Source organism: Mycobacterium sp. Aquia_213 (genome assembly GCF_026625985.1).
GTDB lineage: Bacteria > Actinomycetota > Actinomycetes > Mycobacteriales > Mycobacteriaceae > Mycobacterium.
In genome coordinates this window covers 755348-774507 of record NZ_CP113116.1, presented here as the reverse complement: position 1 = coordinate 774507, position 19160 = coordinate 755348, and the positions used below count along the sequence as shown (strand labels likewise).

The window sequence follows — 19160 nt, the reverse complement described above, 5'->3', positions numbered from 1 at the left end:
GCGTGGTGCTCTTCTTCGAGATCATGCTGGTCGCCGCAGTCGTGGTCATCTCCTGGTTTGCGTTGTACACCCTCTACCGGCTCATCACCGACGAGTCGTGACGTACGAGGACCCTGAGGGACCGGCCGGTTCTGCAGCGTCTAGCGACCGCGCGGTCGCTGCCGCCGCCGAACGCGCCAAGGTGACCGCCGCCCGCAACATTCCCGCCTTCGACGATCTGCCGGTCCCGGCCGACACCGCGAACCTGCGCGAAGGCGCCAACCTCAACGACGCGCTGCTCGCCCTGCTGCCGCTGGTCGGCGTGTGGCGCGGTGAGGGCGAGGGCCGCGGACCCGACGGCGACTACCGATTCGGCCAGCAGATCGTGGTCTCCCACGACGGCGGCGACTACCTGAATTGGGAAGCCAGATCGTGGCGGCTCGACACCGACGGCAATTACCAGGCGCCCGGCCTGCGCGAGACCGGCTTCTGGCGCTTTGTCCTCGATCCCGACGACCTGAGTGAATCCACGGCCATCGAGCTTTTGCTCGCCCACTCGTCCGGCTACGTCGAACTCTTCTATGGGCGCCCCCGCAACCAGTCGTCGTGGGAGCTGGTGACCGATGCCCTGGCCCGCAGCCGATCCGGCGTTCTGGTGGGCGGCGCCAAGCGCCTCTACGGCATCGTCGAGGGCGGCGACCTTGCCTACGTCGAGGAGCGGGTGGACGCCGACGGCGGACTGGTCCCGCACCTGTCGGCGCGGCTGTCCCGGTTCGTCGGCTAACGGCCCGCTGCTGTTGCCCGCGTAGGTATTTGGGCGCTCGCACCAAACCATTGCCTTCGGCCGATCTTTTGCGTGTACTGTTCGACGTCCGAGCAGCCGATACCGCGCGAAGGGAGATCGGCGGATGCGTCCCACGAGGGCACCCTCGCCCATCTTGCGTTGGACCGTCACCGCGGTCGGTGTGCTCCTCGTCCTCTATCTAGCCCTACTGGCTCTGCGGCCTTCCATCGACGATTCTTTTCCGCCATGGCTGGGGTGGTTCGGCCGGCCGGGATCGATGCCGACGCTCGGAGTCGTTGTCATCGTGCTGATCTGGGCATCCGTGCTGAATTTCCGCTCGGGCAGCAGCCACCGGGCAGTGGGAGTTTCGTTCAGCCTGATTGCAGCCCTGGTCCCGATGACGGCGATCCTGGGACTCAGCTCCTACTGGGGATGTCACGACGCCAACCATCCCGCCCTCTTCACTCCCCTGATGGCGACGGCCAGTCTGGTCAAGGGCGGCACCGGCGACTTCTCCGTGGGCGGGCACACCTGCCCGAGCACCACGCCGGTGGGCCTGGAATTGGCCCGAATCGCCGCGCTGTCGGCGATCTTCACCGGATTGGGCGGCGCGGTGGTCGGGGTCTTCCGGTCACAGGTGGACCGGATGCGGGCCAACTGGGCCGAATCCGTCACGGCCGTGGTGGGTATCGACAACGACACGCAATCGATGATCAGTGCCGTCGCCCGCACGCTGGACCGGCGCGGCACCCTGGTCGTCATCACCGGCGCCAGCGACGACCGCGTGCAACGGGCCCGCCGCCAAGGCGCCCGGGTGGTGCTGGTGGACTTCAACACGCCGTCGACCCTGGTGTCACTTCGGCTGTGGCGACGCCTTTCTCGGCTCTACCTGATGGCACCGGACCCGGCGCTCAACCTGATGTGGCTGGACCAGATCAGTCGCCGACTCTCCGAAATCGCGCACAAGCAGCGGTTACCACTCATCGTGCGGATGGACGATCCGTGGCTGGCCCAGGCGTGGCGCGCCCAGCAGTTCGGCGGATCGGATACCCGATGGGCGGCCGACGTGGTCGGCAAATACGAGGTGACCGCGGGCCGGCTTCTCGACAGCATTATCGCAGCGGGGCGCGCGAAGCACGTATTCGTCTGCGGCACTTCACAATTGACACTCGCGCTGTGCGCGGACCTGACCCAACGCGCCCTGGAACGCGACTTCTACACTCCGCCCGGCGCAGTCGCGTTGCCCGCGCTGACCCTGGTCGAAAGAGACGCCGAGGACTACCTGCACGATCACGAGTTCCACCGTCAGCAAGCCGGATTCATGTCGGAGGGACCGACGATCGACGCGGTCGCGGAGGCGCCGACGATCCCGACCATGCTGAAGCTGATCGGTGACGTCGACCCCGCGACCAGTGCGGTGATCTTCGTGGACGCGCATGCCGGGACCACCGCCGCCCGGTTGGCGGCCCGCTTCCCCGACATGTCCATCTATGCCTCGGACCTCAACACCAGCATCAGCGACGATTCCGTTCAGGTCGTCGGCCGGCTGCAGTCCTATTCGCTGGTGCTCGATACCCAAGAGGGTCAGGTTCAGGACGCCTGGGAGCGCGCGGCTCGGCTGATCCATGAGCGCTATGTCTCGACCATTGACCCCAGTTGGCCGCGTGGCGCGGCGGCCGTGCCCTGGGCCGAGCTCGACGAGTTCTACCGCGGATCCAACCGGCGCCAGGTCCGCAACGCATTGTGGATGGTGGAGCAGATCGCGGGGCACACCTGGAATACCTGGGGCAGCCCGCCCGCCCAGCTGTCCGGCAGCGAGATGTCGGGGCTGGCGCCGACCGAACAGCTCGCGCTGATGGGCTTCGACCACCACTCGTCGCTGCAGATGGCCCAGGCGGAGCACGAAGACTGGTGCCGTTACTACCGGCGCAACGGCTGGAAATACGGTGTCCCACGCGACGACTCACGCAAGATCCACAACAAGATCGTCGACTGGTCGGTGGTGGAAAGCGACCCGGATCTGCTCAACGCCGCGGTACGGAGTCTGGCGGGCACGCTATGGAGCCTGCGCCAGCTGGGCTTTCGCTCGCGTCCGCTATGGCAATCCTTCACCCGGGTGGGGACGGTCGCTGCCGAACAACGAAGCGCGCCATGGACTTGGACGTCGGACTCGGGACACGCGATGCGCGCCGATGCGGGCGACTGGGCGATCTCGGAGGACGGCAAGGTCTGGTCGGTGCGCGACGATATCTTCCGGGACACCTACGAGCCCGCGGGCGACGGGCAATGGCAACGTAAGGGGCGGGTCCAAGCCCGCCCGGCCTACCCGGGCGAGACCATCAACACCCTGGAGGGGCCCACCAACGCCGCCGAGGGCGACTGGGTCGTGCGGGGAGCCAGCGGTGAGCAGTGGCCGGTCCCCGGTGACGAGTTCGCACGGCGCTACACCGAATACCGGCCGCCCGAAGAAGCGCATGCCAAAGACGGCTGCGACGGGTAAGCGGTCGCGTGTTGCCGACCCAAAATTGCGCTGAAAATTAGCGCATCGTGAAGGGACTCAACACTGATACGGTATCGGCGCATGTGCGTAAGGGTCGCGCAGGCAGGCTTTCGCTCCAGTTCGTTCGCTCTTCACCCTAGGAGACTGCGATGGCGCTGTTTATCAGCTACTCGAGCCAAGATCGGTCGACGGTCGACGCCCTGACCACCGCCCTTCGGCGCGGGCAGAACCAGGTGTGGTTCGACCAAGAGCTCGGTGGTGGCGACTCGTGGTGGGCCAAGATCCTCGAGCAGATCCGTGACTGCGAAGTGTTCATCGTTGCGCTGTCGAGCAACTGGCTGCAATCCAAGCCGAGCCAGGCGGAGCTGCGCTACGCCCAAGCTTTGGGCCGGCCGATCCTTCCCGTACGGATCGGCGACGTCGACAGCATGCGCGTGAATCCCCTTGCCGCATTGCAGATCATCGACTACCGGGAACCAAGCGTTGACGCCGGCATCCAGTTGGTCACCGCGGTGCACGCGCTGCGCAGCAAGCCGGTGCCGTTGCCCAACCCGCTGCCCGAAGAGCCCCCGGTGCCGTTCGGCTACATCACGCGGCTGGGGAACACCCTCGCCGAAAAAGAACTGAGCCCGCAGCAGCAGCTTCAGCTGTTGGTCGAGCTGCGGTCCGGGTTCGATGAGGACGGCGACGATCCCAGTGCCCGCGGCGACATCGCGCAACTGCTGCGCATGTTGCGCCTGCGACATGACGTCACGTACCGCACCCGAAGCGAAATCGACAACGTGCTGTCCGAAATCGAGGCCAAGGACGGTTCGCCGGAAGGCGCCGCCGCCAACGCCCCGGCTCCGGCTGCCGCGGCGCCCCCTGCCGCAGCCACCGCGGTCACTGCCCCGACCGCGGTGAGCGGCGGCGCGGCGACCGGCGGCGGGTCGAACAAACGGCTGCTCATTATCGGCGGTGCCGCACTGGCCGTCATCGCCGTGATCGCGATCGTCGTGGTGGTGGCGACTCAGGGAGGCAAGACCAAGCCTGCCCCGAAGGCCGGCACGAGCGCGAATTCGTCGGTGAATTCAGGACCGGCTCCGGCCCCGGATTCGGGTCCGGCATCCAAGCTGGAGGCCTATCTGATCGGCGCCGCCGAGGTCGGCACGATCGTGACCGACCCGAATCTGGCGTCCGGCGAGAAATTTAATCAGCTGCGCAGTCCCAAGTGGTCGCTGTCGAGTCCGGAATGCGCGGGCGGCTACGAATCCGGGGTGGCCGCCGGATACCAGGGAGCCGCCGGCTTCACTGCGATCAGTGGCCAAATAGTCCACACCTCCGGACAAGACCAGGTGCACCGGATCATTGAGGCGGTCGCGTCGTTCTCGTCGGCCGATCAAGCCGGCGCATTCGTCGCGGCCGCGGCGGACAAGTGGAAAGCGTGCGCCGGAAAGACGGTGACCGAGACGCTTAACGGCCACACCTATGACTGGGCGTTCGCCGACGTCACCGGGGAGGCGCCGAAGATCGCCCAACAGCGCACCCGGGCCGACAACGCCAAGACCTGCCACCACGTGCTGCACGCGGCGGGGAGCATGGTCATCGACGTGAGCACCTGCGGCCCCGAGGTCGGGACCGGCGAGGCGGGCAAGATCGCCGAGAAGATCTCGGCGAAGATCGGGGCTTAACAGCCCACGACATGGAACGACCCCCGAGCAAGGATCCTGGTTGGACAGACCGGGAAGCTCGGGGGCCGGGTGGCTACGGGGAATTCGCCAGCGCGCGTAGATCGCTAGCTCTTCCGAGCCAATGCAGCTAGCGCGTAGCCACCTCACATGTCCATGAAGCTATCAATTTCGCGGACCACCTCCTTCCCTGTGTACGGCCGACCGTACCCGCCGCTGTGCGTGCCGACAACACAATTCAGCGCTCAGCGATCGCTGACGATCGCGGCGTCGACCAGTTGGGCGAAGTCCTCCGTCATCGGTGATCGACCCAACGGACGACCATCGAGCGTGTGTACGCGAGCCGCCAGGGTCATGCTGGACACCAGCCAGATCCCTTGGGCGGCATGCAAATCCGCGACGCGCAGCGCGCGGTAGTCGCAGTCGTAGCCTTTGCTTCGCGCCACCTCGAACAGCGCCTGCTGCGTGGTGCCGCGCAAGATCGGATACCAGGGCGGCGGCGTCAGCAGGCACGGGTTACTGTCCGGGCCGGCATAGGAATCGGTGACGATCACCACCGTCGAGCGCGGGCCTTCCAGGATGTAGCCGTCCGAGCTGACGAAAATCACGTCGCCGGCGCCCTGTTGGGCGGCGTGCCGCAACGCGGCCATATTCACCGCGTACGACAGGGTTTTCGCGCCGGCCAACAACCACGGCATCTCGCCGACGCCAATGGCGGGTAGCCCTCGGTCCAGCGTTAGCGCCGCGAGCCCGCTACGGCGAACCGCGGCAACCCGTTCCGGGACGGCGTTGACCATCACGTACGCGGTGGGCTCCGAACCGCTCTCACGCCCGCGGCTGTAGATCAACCGCAATGCGCCTTCGTCGGCCGAGCCGGCGACCCACTCCCGGGTGGCGATGTCGATCGCGCGCCGCCAGTTTGGAAGGTCCGGCTCGGGCAGATCCATGAATTTGGCCGACTGGGTCAGGCGCTGCAGATGTGGCCCGACCAGACAGGCCCCGCCGTCGCGGACCAATAGGGTCTCGAAGGCACCGTCGCCCCGGACGGCCGCGAGATCGTCGGCGTGCAGGAGCGGGGTGCCGGGCGGATGTATTTCGCCGTCGAGGGTGACGATCACACCCGTCTGGGCTGCCATGCCGACAGAGCCTAGCCGTCGCGGTGAGGGGCGCCGCCGGGCGCGCCTAGATCCGTAGAGTTGACGTGTGACTGCCATACCCGCACCCGATTCCGGACCCGATGCCGGCGCGATCTGGCACTACGGCGATCCGCTCAGCGAGCAGCGCGCGGCCGAGACCGATGCGGTGCTGGTGGACCGCTCGCACCGCGCGGTCCTCACCCTGACCGGCGCGGACCGGCAGAGCTGGCTGCACAACATCTCGACCCAGCACGTCAGCGAACTTCCCGACGGGGCCAGTACCCAGAATCTCAGCCTGGACGGGCAGGGCCGGGTCGAGGACCACTGGCTGCAGACCGAACTCGGCGGCGTCACCTACCTGGACACCGAACCCTGGCGCGGTGAGCCGTTGCTGGGCTACCTGACCAAGATGGTGTTCTGGTCCGACGTCACGCCCGCGGCCGCCGACATCGCGGTGTTGTCGCTGATCGGCCCCCGGCTGGCCGACCGCGCGGTGCTCGACGTGCTTGGCCTGGACGCCCTGCCCGACGAACTGGTCGCAATTCCGCTCGCCGGAGGTGGCTTTGCGCGGGGGATGCCCGCCGCCACCGCCGGCCAGCTCGAGCTCGACCTGCTGGTCCCGCGTAGCGATTCGGCCGACTGGCGAGGCCGCTTCGGGCAGGCCGGCGTGCGGCCGGCCGGGGTGTGGGCCTACGAAGCCCATCGGGTCGCGGCGGTACGCCCGCGCCTCGGCGTCGACACCGACGAACGCACGATTCCGCACGAGGTGCGCTGGATCGGTGGTCCCGGCGCCGGGGCCGTCCATCTGGACAAGGGCTGCTACCGCGGGCAAGAAACCGTCGCTCGGGTCCACAACCTGGGTAAACCGCCCCGAATGCTGACGCTGTTGCACCTCGACGGCTCGGTGGACCGGCCGTCGACCGGAGACGCGGTGCTCGCGGGCGGGCGTGCCGTGGGACGGCTGGGCACCGTCGTCGATCACGTCGATCTGGGGCCGATTGCGCTGGCGTTGCTCAAGCGCGGGATACCTGCCGACACCGAACTGACCACCGGCGCGGAGGCCTCGGTCGCGGCCGTCATCGACGCCGACTCGCTGCCGCCGGGCGACCAGATTGGCGCGGGACGGCTGGCCGTCGAGCGGTTGCGGGGCGGCACGAGATAATGTCCGTTGAAGTCCAACACGGCGTGCAGGGGGCACCGACGCTCGTCCGCAAGGCACGGTAAGCTGTTGGCAGGACAATAACGACACCAGAGATCGGAGCCGCCTACTTGTTAGGCCGCTCCGTTATTGCGCGAGGGGGTTCCCCCATGGGCCGCGGCCGGGCTAAGGCAAAGCAGACCAAGGTTGCTCGAGAACTTAAATACAGCTCCCCGCAGACCGACTTCGATCGGCTTCAGCGCGAGCTGGCGGGGTCCGAGGCGGACCCGTCCGGCGAGCTGGATGGCGCCGATGAATCTTGGGATCGCGAAGACGACTGGCGCCGCTAGAACTTGCTCCGTGCCGATGCCGCGTGCATCGGCACAGTGTTGTTTCCAGCTAGGCGCAGGCCCTTAAAATCTCGGGTGCTGCCCGACCAGTTTCGCGCGCGGGCCGTCTTTTCCGCCCTTGCAGATCGTCCCCAACACCCAGCAATTGAGGTGGCGCGCGGTCAAAATCGCCAGGGCACGGTCGGTGTCTTCGGGTGCGACGACGGCGATCATGCCGACGCCCATGTTGAAGGTCTTCTCCATCTCCTCGCGGGCGACCCGGCCGCGCTGGGCGATCATCGCGAATACCGGTGCCGGCGTCCAGGTGCCGCGGTCGACCTCGGCGGTCAACCCGTGCGGGATGACGCGCTGCAGGTTGCCCGCCAGACCGCCCCCGGTGACATGGCAAAACGTGCGGACATGGGTTTCGGCGGCCAGCGCCAGGCAGTCCTTGGCGTAGATCCGGGTGGGCTCCAGCAACTCTTCGCCCAGCGTGCGACCGAATTCCTCCACGTAACCGGCCAGGTTCATCCGATCGATCTCGAGCAGCACCGTGCGGGCCAGCGAGTATCCGTTGGAGTGCAAGCCGGAGGACCCCAGCGCGATGATCACGTCGCCGGGTTTGACCCGATCGGGCCCCAGGATGTCGTCGGCTTCGACCACGCCGACTCCGGTGGCCGAGATGTCGTAGTGGTCGGGCTCCATAAGCCCGGGGTGCTCGGCGGTCTCGCCGCCCAGCAGCGCGCAGCCCGCCCGTACGCATCCCTCGGCGATGCCGCCGACGATCGCGCTCAGTCGCTCCGGCACGGCTCGTCCGACCGCGATGTAGTCCTGCAGGAACAGTGGCTCGGCGCCGCAAACGACGAGGTCGTCGACCACCATCGCGACCAGGTCGAGGCCGACGGTGTCGTGCTTGTCCATCGCCTGGGCGACCGCCAGCTTGGTACCGACGCCGTCGGTGGAGGCCGCGATCACCGGCTCTCGGTAGTCGCCACGCAACGCGAACAGTCCGGCGAACCCGCCCAGCCCACCGCGGACCTCGGCTCTGGTGGCTTTTGCCGCCAGTGGCTTGAACAGATCGACCGCGCGGTCACCGGCTTCAATATCCACCCCGGCCGACGCGTAGGTAATGCCCTGGCTGCCCGGTTCTTCTCCGGGGCTTTTTCCGGGATCGGTCATCGCGATAAAGGCTACCGGTAGGCGCTTCGCGCCGGTATCAAACGCCTTTGAAGGATCCGGTGTGAATTCCGTCAGTGGTTGACGGGAACGTCGTCGGCCGCACGATCGCCGAGCTCCGCGCCGCGCGCGGCGTTGGAGAGCATGTGCTCGATCACGTTCTTGCCCAACGCGGTTTCGCTGGGGAGCTCGATCGGATACCTGCCGTCGAAGCAGGCGGCGCAAAGCCGTGAGGCCGGTTGCTCGGTCGCGGCGATCATGCCGCGCAGCGAGATGTAGCCCAGCGTGTCGGCGCCGATGGCATGCCGCACCGCCTCGAGCATCTCTTCCTCGTCCTCGACGGCGTTGGCGATCAATTCGGCCGGCGACGGGAAGTCGATGCCGTAGAAGCACGGCCACTTCACCGGTGGCGAGGCGATCCGGACGTGCACCTCGACGGCGCCGGCCTCGCGCAGCATGCGCAACAACGCACGCTGCGTGTTACCCCGCACGATCGAGTCGTCGACAACGATGAGCCGCTTGCCGCGGATCACCTCTTTGAGCGGGTTGAGCTTCAGCCGGATGCCCAGCTGGCGGATCGTCTGGGACGGCTGGATGAATGTCCGCCCGACGTAAGCGTTCTTCATCAGGCCTTGCCCGTACGGAATACCGGACTCCTGCGCGTATCCCACCGCGGCCGGGGTGCCCGATTCCGGCACACCGATCACCAGGTCGGCGTCCACCGGGCGTTCCCGGGCCAGCCGGCGACCGATGTCCACCCGGGCGCCGTGCACCGATCGACCGCCGATGGTGCTGTCCGGCCGGGCCAAGTAGACGTATTCGAAGACGCAACCCTTCGGGGTGGGGTTGGCAAAGCGGGTGGACCGCACCCCGTCCGCGTCGATGGCCAGCAATTCACCCGGCTCGATGTCGCGAACGAACGAGGCACCGACGATGTCGAGGGCGGCCGTCTCGGAGGCCACCACCCAGCCGCGATCGAGGCGACCAAGCGAAAGCGGCCGCACCCCATGGGGATCGCGGCAGGCATACAGCGTGTTCTCGTCCATGAACGTCAGGCAGAAGGCCCCACGCACGGTCGGCAGCAGTTCCAGCGCCGCCTGCTCCAGGGTGGAGTCGGCGGCGCCGTGGGCGAGCAGGGCGCCCAGGATGTCGGAGTCCGTCGTCGCCGGGGCCGGGTAGCGCTTCGAGATCAAACCCGCGTCGCGCGCGCGGGTGGCAAGTTCAGCGGTGTTGACCAGATTCCCGTTGTGTCCCAAGGCAACCCCGGTGCCCGCCGCGGTGTTACGAAACACCGGCTGGGCGTTTTCCCAGGTCGTATCGCCCGTGGTGGAGTACCGGCAGTGCCCGATCGCGACGTGGCCCTGCATGGCCGCCAGTGTCTGCTCGTCGAACACCTGGCTGACCAGGCCGAGGTCTTTGAAGACCAGTACCTGAGATCCATCGGCGACGGCGATACCGGCGGCTTCCTGACCGCGATGCTGCAGCGCGTAGAGGCCGTAGTAGGTGAGTTTGGCGACTTCCTCGCCTGGGGCCCAGACCCCGAATACACCGCACTCTTCGCGGGGCGAGTTCAGGTCCTGCTCGGGTTCCTCGACGGTCACGGTGGGCGGCTCCCTAGAGAGAGTGGTGACGTAACGGAGTTTACGGGCACGTAAGCCCAGGGGGCGAATCTGTTGGGCGTGTTGAGCGCCAAAGTTCTCGGCGTGTCACCCTAAACCTGCAGTTCAGGGTTATATTCAGCCCATATGGAACAGGGGCAACCAGTGGTCAATTTCACCCGCGCGGGCCCCCGATAACGTCAACGATCCGGCAACCTTCGCGTCGGCGAGCGTTAACCGCCCGGTGGCCAGCAGCAGCCAGGTCCGCGGATCGGTTTCCACGACGTTGGGCGGCGTGCCGCGGGTGTGTTTCGGCCCGGCCACGCACTGCACCGCGACGACCGGCGGGATCCGGACCTCGACGCTGGCGCCGGGTGCCAGTGCGGCCAGCGTGCGCGCGGTGAGCCGAACCGCCGTCGCCAGTGTGGCCCGATCCGGTGCCGGTCGGGTTTCGTCGCACAGCCAGTCCGCCACGGTCGTGAGGACCTGACGTGTCTTGGCCGGATCGGCACTATCACGGGCGGCCATACCTTAGGGTCTCAGAATCATGGATCCGCGCCGCGGGCCACCGTACAAAACCGTCGGCCTCGTGACGATCGTGGTCATGGGGCTCATCGGGTTGGCCCTGTATTCGCAGTTTCGCGGAGACTTCACCCCGAAAACGAAGTTGACCATGGTGGTCGCCCGCGCGGGTTTGGTGATGGATCCCGGTTCCAAGGTCACGTACAACGGTGTCGAGATCGGCCGCGTGGCGGGTATTTCCGAGATCACCCGGGGCGGCAAGCCGGCCGCCAAAGTGGTGCTGGACGTGACTCCGAAGTACGTCAACATGATTCCGGCCAACGTGGCGGCCGAAGTGAAGGCGAGCACGGTGTTCGGCAACAAATACGTTGCCTTGAGTTCACCGAAGAACCCAGCGCCACAATCGATTACGCCATCCTCGGTGATCGACGCGACAGCAGTGACGACTGAGTTCAACACCTTGTTCGAGACACTGATGTCTATTACCGAGAAGGTCGATCCGGTGAAGGTGAACCTGACGCTGTCCGCGACGGCCCAGGCGCTGGCCGGACTGGGGGAGAAATTCGGCGCCTCGTTGCTCAACGGCAACGCGATCCTTGACGACGTGAATCCGCAGCTGCCGATGATTCAGTTCGACATTGCGCGGTTGGCGGCGTTGGGTGACACGTACGCCGATGCCGCGCCGGACTTGTGGGATGCGCTCGAGCACGCGGTGACTACCGCGCGGACGCTCGACCGCCAGCAGGGAGATCTGGACGCGGCGCTGCTGGCGGCGGCGGGATTGGGCAACAGCGGCGCCGACGTGTTCGGCCGTAGCGGACCCTATCTGGCGCGTGGGGCGACCGATCTCATTCCCACCGCCCAGCTGCTGGACGAATACAGCCCCGAAATCTTCTGCACCATCCGCAATTTCAACGAAGTCGCACCCAAGCTCCACGTTGCGCTCGGCGACAACGGCTATGCGCTGGGCGCCCACTCCTCGGGCTCGATCGCGGGTGCGCCCAATCCGTACACCTACCCCGAGAACCTGCCGCGAACCAACGCCAGGGGCGGACCCGGCGGGCGGCCGGGATGCTGGCGGTCGATTACCCGCGAGCTGTGGCCTGCTCCCTACCTCGTCATGGACACTGGGGCGAGCGTGGCCCCGTACAACCACTTCGAGGTCGGTTCACCACTTGCCGTGGAGTATGTGTGGGGCCGCCAACTGGGCGACAACACCATCAACCCCTGAAGAGAGACGATGACAATCGCACGCTTGGCCGCTTACCGGGCGGCGACGGTCGCGCGTCGACTCATGGCGTTAGCGATCACCGCGGCGTCACTGTCGGTGTCGGGCTGTGGCGACTCCGGCGACCATCGCGAAGGCGACGCTAGCGACAACGGCTGTCGCACCCTGGCCGGCGATCCCGGCTGGTATGGCGACAACCGGGACCGGCTCAACGCGATGATCGGCAAGCTGGGCAGCTGCGGAAAGCTGGCGCCCGAGACGGACGACGCGCCGGTGGCATTGTTCGACTGGGACGGCACCATGGTGAAGAACGACATCGGCGACGCGACATTTCTGTGGATGGTGCGCAACTCGAAGCTGCGTCAGCCCCCTAGCGGGAATTGGAGCGCGACAAGCCAATACCTCACCCCGCCGGCGGCCGCGGAACTGTCATCCGCCTGCGGCGCGCTGGCCCCTCCGGGTGAGCCGTTGCCGACGGGAACCAACGCCGGATGCGCCGACGCGCTGGTCTCGATAGCCAGCGATCGTCAGACCCGCACGGGCGCACCGGCATTCGCCGGTTACAACCATCGACGCATCAATCCCGCCGCCGCCTGGGGGTCCCAACTGCTGGCCGGCTGGACCGAGGCCGACATCACCGGCTTCACCGAAGCGGCCCGGCGGGAAAATCTCGACGCGCCCGAGGGCACCGAACAACTGGTGGGCAGCACCCGTCAAACCGGGTGGATTCGCTACTACGCTCAGATGCGAGACCTAGTCGCCACCTTGCAGGCCAACGGATTTGACGTCCGGATCATCTCCGCCTCGCCCGAGCCGGTGGTGCGAGTCTGGGCCGCCGATCTCGGAATCTCCGCCGACCATGCGATGGGTACCCGCACCGAACACGACGGCGACGTCCTCACCACGCGATTGGCGTCCTGCGGCGGGGAACCATCCGTTCCGTACAACGAGGGCAAGCGCTGCCGGATCAACGAACAGGTCTTCGGCGTCCAGGGAACGGCGGCCTTCGACCAGCTGCCCGAGCAGCGGCGCCAGGTCTTCGGGGCCGGCGACTCCGACGGAGACGTCACCTTCACCGCGGACGCGACCGCGCTGCGCCTGGCGATCAATCGCAACCAGATCGAGCTGATGTGTCGGGCCTACGCCGATCTGGACGGACGGTGGCTGGTCAATCCGATGTTCATCACCCCGCTGGGCGTGAGCCCGCCCTATCCCTGCGCGACACAGGGTTTCGACGCACCCAACGGCGACCATGCGCCGCTGCTGCGCCCCGACGGCAGCGTCGTCGGAGACCAGCAAGACCGCGTACACGCGGGGTGAATCGGTTGCCTGGCAATGCCGGGGCGCTCAGCCAAAGAATCGCGGCAACACGGCTTCGGATGTCGCGCGCAGTTCAGCCAGCGACACCGTGAACAGGTCTTGAAATTCCACCGCGTCCGAATCCTGGTCGACGACGCCGATACGAACGGCAGGAAGTCCGCGCGCCTCGCACATAGATTGAAACCGGCTCTCCTCGGTGCGCGGCACCGCCACGAGCACCCGGCCCGACGACTCGGAGAACAGTGTCACGAACGGATCGCCGCCCTCGGGAAGCACTATGCGGCAACCTGTTTCACCCGCCAGCGCCGACTCCACGATGGCTTGGGCGAGGCCGCCCTCGGACAGGTCATGGGCCGCGGTCACCAACCCGTCGCGAGATGCCGCGCTGAGCACCTCGGCCAGTAGCTTCTCGCGCTGCAGGTCGACCGCGGGCGGCAACCCACCGAGATGATCGCCGGTCACCTGCGCCCAGATGGACCCGTCGAACTCGTCTCGGGTGTCGCCCAGTAGCAGCAGGGATTCCCCCGGGTCGGTGCCCAGCGCGGTCGGGATGCGCCGATCGACATCGTCGATCACGCCCAGCACGCCCACCACCGGAGTGGGCAGGATCGCGGCCGATCCGGTCTGGTTGTAGAAGCTGACGTTGCCACCGGTCACTGGAATCCCCAGGGCGACACAGCCATCGGCGAGTCCTCGGACCGCTTGCGCGAATTGCCACATCACCCCGGGATCTTCGGGGGACCCGAAGTTGAGGCAGTTTGTCACCGCGACCGGGACGGCCCCGGTGGCAGCGACGTTGCGGTAGGCCTCGGCCAACGCGAGCTGGGCTCCGGTGTAGGGATCCAACTTGGTGTAGCGACCCGAGGCGTCGGTCGACAGTGCGATGCCGCGGCCGGTGGACTCGTCGATGCGCAGCACCCCGCCGTCGGCGTGCTCGGCCAGCACGGTGTTGCCACGCACATAGCGGTCGTACTGCTCGGTGATGAACGCCCGGCTGCACAGGTGCGGGCTGCCCAGCAGCGCAAGCAAAGTCGCGCGCAGCTCATCGCCGGTGACCGGCCGGGGCAGGCCGTTCGACCGGTCGGCGTTCAAGGCATCCTGCGACTCCGGGCGCGCCACCGGACGCTCGTACACCGGCCCTTGATGCGCCACGGTGCGCGGGGGCACGTCGACGACGGTCTCGCCATGCCAGGTGATGCGCAACCGATCACCGTCGGTGACCTCGCCTATCACGGTCGCCAGCACCTCCCACTTGCGGCACACCGCCAGGAAAGCCTCGACGTTCTCCGGAGCGACCACCGCGCACATCCGCTCCTGCGACTCGCTGGACAGGATCTCGGCCGGGGTCATGTTGGCCGCCCGCAACGGGACGGTCTCCAGCTCGACCCGCATACCCCCATCGCCAGCCGAAGCGAGTTCTGAAGTGGCGCAAGATAATCCAGCGCCACCAAGGTCCTGGATGCCGATCACGATGCCTGCGGCGTACAGCTCCAGGCAGCACTCGATGAGCACCTTCTCGGTGAACGGGTCGCCAACCTGCACCGAGGGCAGCTTCTTGCGGCCGGGGCCGCCGCCCTCGTCGCCGCCGAAGGTCTCCGACGCCAGCACGGACACGCCGCCGATCCCGTCGAGGCCGGTGCGCGCACCGAACAGGATGATCTTGTTGCCGGTTCCCGAGGCGAACGCCAGGTGCAGGTCTTCCTTTCGCAACACGCCCACGCACAGCGCGTTCACCAACGGGTTGCCCGCGTACGACGCGTCGAAGACGGTCTCGCCGCCGATGTTGGGCAGGCCCAGCGAGTTCCCGTAACCGCCGATACCGCGGACCACGCCGTCGAGGACGCGGCGGGTGTCGGGCGCATCGGCGGCACCGAACCGCAGCTGATCCATCACCGCGACCGGCCGGGCGCCCATGGCCATGATGTCGCGCACAATGCCGCCCACGCCGGTGGCCGCACCCTGATAGGGCTCGACGTAGGACGGGTGGTTGTGCGACTCGACCTTGAACGTGACGGCCCAGCCGTCGCCGATGTCCACGACGCCCGCGTTCTCGCCGATTCCGGCCAGCATGGCCGCACGCATCTCGTCGGTGGTGGTCTCGCCGAAGTAGCGCAGATGGACCTTGGACGACTTGTACGAGCAGTGCTCGCTCCACATCACCGAGTACATCGCCAGCTCGGTGTCGGTGGGCCGGCGGCCCAAAATCTCGCGAATCCGCTGGTACTCGTCGTCTTTGAGGCCCAATTCACCGAAGGGCTGCGGCTGATCGGGGGTGGCGGCTGCGTGTTCGACGGTGTCGGCCACGTGCGTACGGGCATCCGCTCCGGAGACAGTCACGCACACAGTCTAAAGAGCTACTCGCCGCGCAGCAGTCGGGCGCGTTCGGCGCGCTGGGCCGGCTGCGCTCAACCCGCGATCTCGGCGAGCGCCGCCGCCGCATCGAGGTCGGCGTAGGCGAACGAATACCGTTGCGCCAGAGCGACGGACACGTCCGTGCGTTGCCACTCGCCGGCGCTCGCGGTCACCAGCCACAGGGTAAGTCCGTGTGCCACCGACGCCCGATAGCGCAACCAGATCTCCTCGGCGCTGGGCAGTTCGTCGGCCGGCAGCCCCAGCGAATCCCGGTACTCGGTAAGCAGATCGCGTTCGCTGCGGCGGCGATCGTCGACGGTCAAGGCGCCTTGCAGGAAATAGCCAAGATCCAGCGACCAGTTGCCGCGGCGGGCCACCTGCCAGTCGAGGAACCCGACCTCGCCGCTGGGCAGCAGGTAGGTGTTGCCGATATGCGGGTCACCATGCAGCAGCGTCTGCGGCGAGGTGGTGAGAGTCCGGATATAGGGCTTCCAAATCGACTCGATGAGCTGATCGATGCTCAACGACGTCACCTGGGTGGGCGCATCGGCGCCGAGGCGTTCCAGCGCGGTGGGCAATGGTGCCGCTTGCATGCCTTCCCAGGTCACGAAGGGCTCCAGCCAGCCGAGCGCCGGGGCACGCAGCACGCGTTCCCCCCAATACTGGCCGTGCATCCGGGCCAGGCCGCGCACACCGGTGGCGGCTTGCTCGACGGTGTAAGGCCGGGTGCCGTCGCGCGGATCGGCCCCCCGGGCGCGGAGATCCTCCATGACCAAGATGAAGTCGTAGTCGGGCTCGTCGATCAGCGCGGTGTAGACGGCGGGGTGCTCGAGCGGCAGCTCCGCCCCGCAGGTGAAGAGCCGGGGCTCATGGAACATTCCGCTGGTCAACCGGATCAATGCCTTGTGCGCGGGATCGGCGGCCTTGACGAAGACCGTCGCCGGCCCCTCGCCGGCCCGATACGTGACGCCCAACCGGGCGCGTCGATTGGTGCCGTCATCGCGCAGCTCGACGGTGACGGTGTCGACCACGACACCGGGAAAGTCCGAGGCCAGCGCCGCCGACATCCATTCGGGCGTCAACTCGTCCCAGGTCTTCGGCACCGACAACGAGGGAGCACTCACCGGCGAGTCCTTTCGTAGAAACGACACGTATCGTATCCTAAGCTGTTCCCGATGAAGGTAGCCCAACCCGGCCATCCGCCGCCAGTGCCCGACGAACGAATCGGCCGTCCGCGTGACAGCCGGCTGCATCACGCGATTCTGGACGCCACCCGCGAACTGCTGACGACCGGCAGTTACGCGGAATTGTCGATGGAGCGGGTCGCGGCCCGGGCCCGGGTGGGCAAGAAGACGCTGTACCGGCGGTGGTCGTCCAAAGCGCCGCTGGTCGCCGAAGCGGTGCTGGAGGCCTACGGACGATCGGGGTCGTTTCCGGTCGCCCAGACCGGCGACATCCGGGCCGACCTCCGGGCCTGGCTGAACGAACACGCCGAATTTTTGGCCGAGCCGCCCAACGCCGCGTTGGTGCGGGCTCTTGTCGCCGCGGCCGCCGCGCGCCCGGGTGACGGCGAGGATCTCTATCAGCAGTTGAGCGCCCCGCAACTGGCCGGGTTGACGACCCGACTGCGTCGAGCCGTCGAAGACGGGGAGCTGCGCGCCGCCGCGGACGTCAATGCGGTCGCGCAAGCATTGGTCGGCGCCCTGCTCTTCCACGCGCTCACCCATCCCGGCGGCAGCGTCGGATTCGACGGGCTCGTCGACGCGCTGCTTGACGGGGTATCGAGTTACTGACGGGTCACGCAGAACACATTGCCCTCGGGGTCGGCCAGCACTACCCAGCGAAAATCATCGCCGAAGTTGTGCCGACCCACTTCGGTGGCTCCCGCGGCCGTCAGCCGCGACACTTCTTCGTCCACGTCCTCCGCACCGAAATCCAGGTGCACACGGTTTTTCCCGGGAGTGGGATCCGGCACCTTCTGGAATCCGAGCTGTAGCCCGTCAGGCAAGGTCACCACTGTGAATTCGTCCGCGAGCAAATCATGCGTCGCGCCACCGAAGTGCCGCGCCCACCACCCGGCCAACGTCGCCGGATCGCTGCAATCGATGGTGACCATTTCCACGTGGAGCGCCATATCGCCAAACCCTATGCCGCGGGCGAATAAAACGCTTGCAGCGCAGCGGAATAGGCGGCCACGTCGTGAGCACCCATCAATTCGCGGGCGGAGTGCATAGCCAGCTGGGCGGCGCCGACGTCAACGGTGGGGATGCCGGTTTGCGCCGAGGCCATCGGCCCGATCGTGGAACCGCACGGCAAGTCGGCGCGATGCTCGTAGCGCTGCAACTCCACCCCGGCCTGCTGGCAGGCCAGCGCGAACGCCGCCGCCGTACGCCCATCGGTGGCGTACCGCAGATTGGGGTGCACCTTGAGCACGGGCCCCGCGTTGATCGCAATCAGGTGGCCGGGCTCGTGGCGCTCCGGGTAGTTGGGGTGGGTGGCATGCGCCATGTCGGCCGAGGCCAATAGCGATGCGGGCAGCCGCCGCAAGAAATCTTCCCGGCTGCCGCCGGCCGCGAGCACGATGCGTTCCAGGACGGTGCTCAGCAGGTTGGACTGCGCACCGTGGTCCGACGACGAGCCGACCTCCTCGTGGTCGAACAGCACCAGCACTGCCACGTTGCCGCGCGGCTCGGTGCTCAGCAACGCCTCCAGCCCCGCATAACAACTGGCCTGGTTGTCCAGCCGGGGCGCGCTGAGCAGACTTGCGTCGGCGCCGAGCACCGTCGACGGCGTCAGGTCATGCGTCATCAGGTCGGCGGCCAGCACGTCGGCCGGGGCCACCCCGGCGCGGCCGACCACGTAGTCCACGAATGCGCGCGGTTGGTCGCCGACGCCCCAGACCGCATTGACGTGTCGCTGCGGGTCCAGGGCGACCGATTTGCGGTCCTCGGCCAGGTGAATGGCGAGCTGCGGCACCCGCAGGATCGGTTCGTCGATCCGGACCAGCCGGTGGTCCAGGCCGGAGCCGTCCCGCACCGACAACCGGCCGCTGATGCCCAGATCGCGGTCGAGCCACGAGTTGAGCCAAGCCCCGCCATAGGGCTCCAGCGCCACCACCTGCCAGCCGGCGACCACTCGGTCCGGATGTTGCTTGACCCGCAGGTTGGGGCTGTCGGTGTGCGCGCCGACGATCCGGAACGGACCATCGGGGCCGGTGGTGTTCCAGGCGACCAGCGACCCGGCGCGGACGGTGAAGAAGCGTCCCGGTTCCCCGGGCCAGGGGTCGGCTTCGCGGAGTTCGGTGTAGCCGGCGGCAAGCAGGCGCCCCGCCACCGTGGCGCAGACATGGAACGGGGACGGAGAGGCGTCGATGAATTCGCAGAGGCCTGCGGCGCTGGCCGACATGTTCAACATCATGGCTGTCCGCGACC

At 67.4% G+C, this 19160-nt stretch carries 16 protein-coding genes; 8 read left to right on the top strand and 8 right to left on the bottom strand.

Annotation, left to right across the window (positions count from 1 at the left end):
- The first annotated feature begins 97 nt into the window (after positions 1 to 97).
- From LMQ14_RS03725 to LMQ14_RS03715, 3 genes are all read left to right on the top strand, one after another.
- On the top strand, positions 98 to 763 hold the full coding sequence (locus tag LMQ14_RS03725) for an FABP family protein (protein ID WP_267733498.1): 666 nt from the start codon (positions 98 to 100) through the stop codon (positions 761 to 763).
- A 124-nt stretch (positions 764 to 887) separates the two neighbouring features.
- Positions 888 to 3263 carry a hypothetical protein gene (locus LMQ14_RS03720; RefSeq protein WP_267733497.1) on the top strand — a complete coding sequence of 792 codons (2376 nt, stop codon included), beginning with the start codon at positions 888 to 890 and terminating at the stop codon, positions 3261 to 3263.
- Between the two features lie 149 nt (positions 3264 to 3412).
- The gene (locus tag LMQ14_RS03715; RefSeq protein ID WP_267733496.1) at positions 3413 to 4933 is read left to right on the top strand and encodes a sensor domain-containing protein; all 1521 of its coding nucleotides are present in this window, start codon (positions 3413 to 3415) and stop codon (positions 4931 to 4933) included.
- Between the two features lie 242 nt (positions 4934 to 5175).
- Here the strand turns inward: LMQ14_RS03715 and LMQ14_RS03710 are convergent, their stop codons facing one another.
- Complete coding sequence (locus tag LMQ14_RS03710) at positions 5176 to 6048, bottom strand: aminodeoxychorismate lyase (protein ID WP_267735331.1); 873 nt, start codon at positions 6046 to 6048, stop codon at positions 5176 to 5178.
- An 85-nt stretch (positions 6049 to 6133) separates the two neighbouring features.
- Between LMQ14_RS03710 and LMQ14_RS03705 the strand changes: the two genes are divergently transcribed.
- The gene (locus LMQ14_RS03705) at positions 6134 to 7228 is read left to right on the top strand and encodes a YgfZ/GcvT domain-containing protein (protein WP_267733495.1); all 1095 of its coding nucleotides are present in this window, start codon (positions 6134 to 6136) and stop codon (positions 7226 to 7228) included.
- 146 nt (positions 7229 to 7374) lie between these two features.
- A complete protein-coding gene (locus tag LMQ14_RS03700) occupies positions 7375 to 7554 on the top strand; it encodes a DUF3073 domain-containing protein (RefSeq protein ID WP_267733494.1) in 180 nt (59 codons plus the stop codon).
- A gap of 63 nt (positions 7555 to 7617) precedes the next feature.
- Here the strand turns inward: LMQ14_RS03700 and purM are convergent, their stop codons facing one another.
- The 3 genes from purM to LMQ14_RS03685 form a co-directional block, all read right to left on the bottom strand.
- Complete coding sequence (gene purM, locus LMQ14_RS03695) at positions 7618 to 8712, bottom strand: phosphoribosylformylglycinamidine cyclo-ligase (protein ID WP_267733493.1); 1095 nt, start codon at positions 8710 to 8712, stop codon at positions 7618 to 7620.
- A 71-nt stretch (positions 8713 to 8783) separates the two neighbouring features.
- Positions 8784 to 10310: an amidophosphoribosyltransferase gene (gene purF / locus LMQ14_RS03690; RefSeq protein ID WP_267733492.1), complete on the bottom strand. Its 1527-nt coding sequence runs from the start codon at positions 10308 to 10310 to the stop codon at positions 8784 to 8786.
- A 135-nt stretch (positions 10311 to 10445) separates the two neighbouring features.
- The gene (locus tag LMQ14_RS03685) at positions 10446 to 10835 is read right to left on the bottom strand and encodes a sterol carrier family protein (protein WP_267733491.1); all 390 of its coding nucleotides are present in this window, start codon (positions 10833 to 10835) and stop codon (positions 10446 to 10448) included.
- 19 nt (positions 10836 to 10854) lie between these two features.
- Here LMQ14_RS03685 and LMQ14_RS03680 point away from each other — a divergent pair, with 19 nt between their 5' ends.
- Positions 10855 to 12060: an MCE family protein gene (locus LMQ14_RS03680; RefSeq protein WP_267733490.1), complete on the top strand. Its 1206-nt coding sequence runs from the start codon at positions 10855 to 10857 to the stop codon at positions 12058 to 12060.
- Positions 12061 to 12123: 63 nt separating this feature from the next.
- Positions 12124 to 13377: an HAD family hydrolase gene (locus tag LMQ14_RS03675; protein WP_267735330.1), complete on the top strand. Its 1254-nt coding sequence runs from the start codon at positions 12124 to 12126 to the stop codon at positions 13375 to 13377.
- Positions 13378 to 13404: 27 nt separating this feature from the next.
- On the opposite strand, the gene purL is transcribed toward LMQ14_RS03675, so the two are convergent.
- On the bottom strand, positions 13405 to 15681 hold the full coding sequence (gene purL, locus LMQ14_RS03670; RefSeq protein ID WP_267735329.1) for a phosphoribosylformylglycinamidine synthase subunit PurL: 2277 nt from the start codon (positions 15679 to 15681) through the stop codon (positions 13405 to 13407).
- A 101-nt stretch (positions 15682 to 15782) separates the two neighbouring features.
- Positions 15783 to 16853: a phosphotransferase gene (locus LMQ14_RS03665; protein ID WP_267733489.1), complete on the bottom strand. Its 1071-nt coding sequence runs from the start codon at positions 16851 to 16853 to the stop codon at positions 15783 to 15785.
- Positions 16854 to 16937: 84 nt separating this feature from the next.
- Here LMQ14_RS03665 and LMQ14_RS03660 point away from each other — a divergent pair, with 84 nt between their 5' ends.
- Positions 16938 to 17522, top strand: coding sequence for a TetR/AcrR family transcriptional regulator (locus tag LMQ14_RS03660; protein WP_324291128.1), 585 nt, complete (start codon positions 16938 to 16940; stop codon positions 17520 to 17522).
- Here the strand turns inward: LMQ14_RS03660 and LMQ14_RS03655 are convergent.
- Entirely contained in the window at positions 17516 to 17863 is a 348-nt protein-coding gene (locus LMQ14_RS03655) for a VOC family protein (protein ID WP_267733487.1), read from the bottom strand. The two genes, LMQ14_RS03660 and LMQ14_RS03655, sit on opposite strands and share 7 nt — an antisense overlap.
- Positions 17864 to 17874: 11 nt before the next feature.
- The gene (locus tag LMQ14_RS03650) at positions 17875 to 19134 is read right to left on the bottom strand and encodes a M18 family aminopeptidase (RefSeq protein WP_267733486.1); all 1260 of its coding nucleotides are present in this window, start codon (positions 19132 to 19134) and stop codon (positions 17875 to 17877) included.
- Positions 19135 to 19160: the final 26 nt, after the last annotated feature.

Coding starts and splice junctions, on each gene's coding strand:
- LMQ14_RS03720 (WP_267733497.1), top strand. CDS start 888: ATGCGTCCCACGAGGGCACCCTCGCCCATCTTGCGTTGGACCGTCACC.
- LMQ14_RS03715 (WP_267733496.1), top strand. CDS start 3,413: ATGGCGCTGTTTATCAGCTACTCGAGCCAAGATCGGTCGACGGTCGAC.
- LMQ14_RS03700 (WP_267733494.1), top strand. CDS start 7,375: ATGGGCCGCGGCCGGGCTAAGGCAAAGCAGACCAAGGTTGCTCGAGAA.
- purM (WP_267733493.1), bottom strand. CDS start 8,712: ATGACCGATCCCGGAAAAAGCCCCGGAGAAGAACCGGGCAGCCAGGGC.
- LMQ14_RS03685 (WP_267733491.1), bottom strand. CDS start 10,835: ATGGCCGCCCGTGATAGTGCCGATCCGGCCAAGACACGTCAGGTCCTC.
- LMQ14_RS03680 (WP_267733490.1), top strand. CDS start 10,855: ATGGATCCGCGCCGCGGGCCACCGTACAAAACCGTCGGCCTCGTGACG.
- LMQ14_RS03675 (WP_267735330.1), top strand. CDS start 12,124: ATGGCGTTAGCGATCACCGCGGCGTCACTGTCGGTGTCGGGCTGTGGC.
- LMQ14_RS03655 (WP_267733487.1), bottom strand. CDS start 17,863: ATGGCGCTCCACGTGGAAATGGTCACCATCGATTGCAGCGATCCGGCG.
- LMQ14_RS03650 (WP_267733486.1), bottom strand. CDS start 19,134: ATGTCGGCCAGCGCCGCAGGCCTCTGCGAATTCATCGACGCCTCTCCG.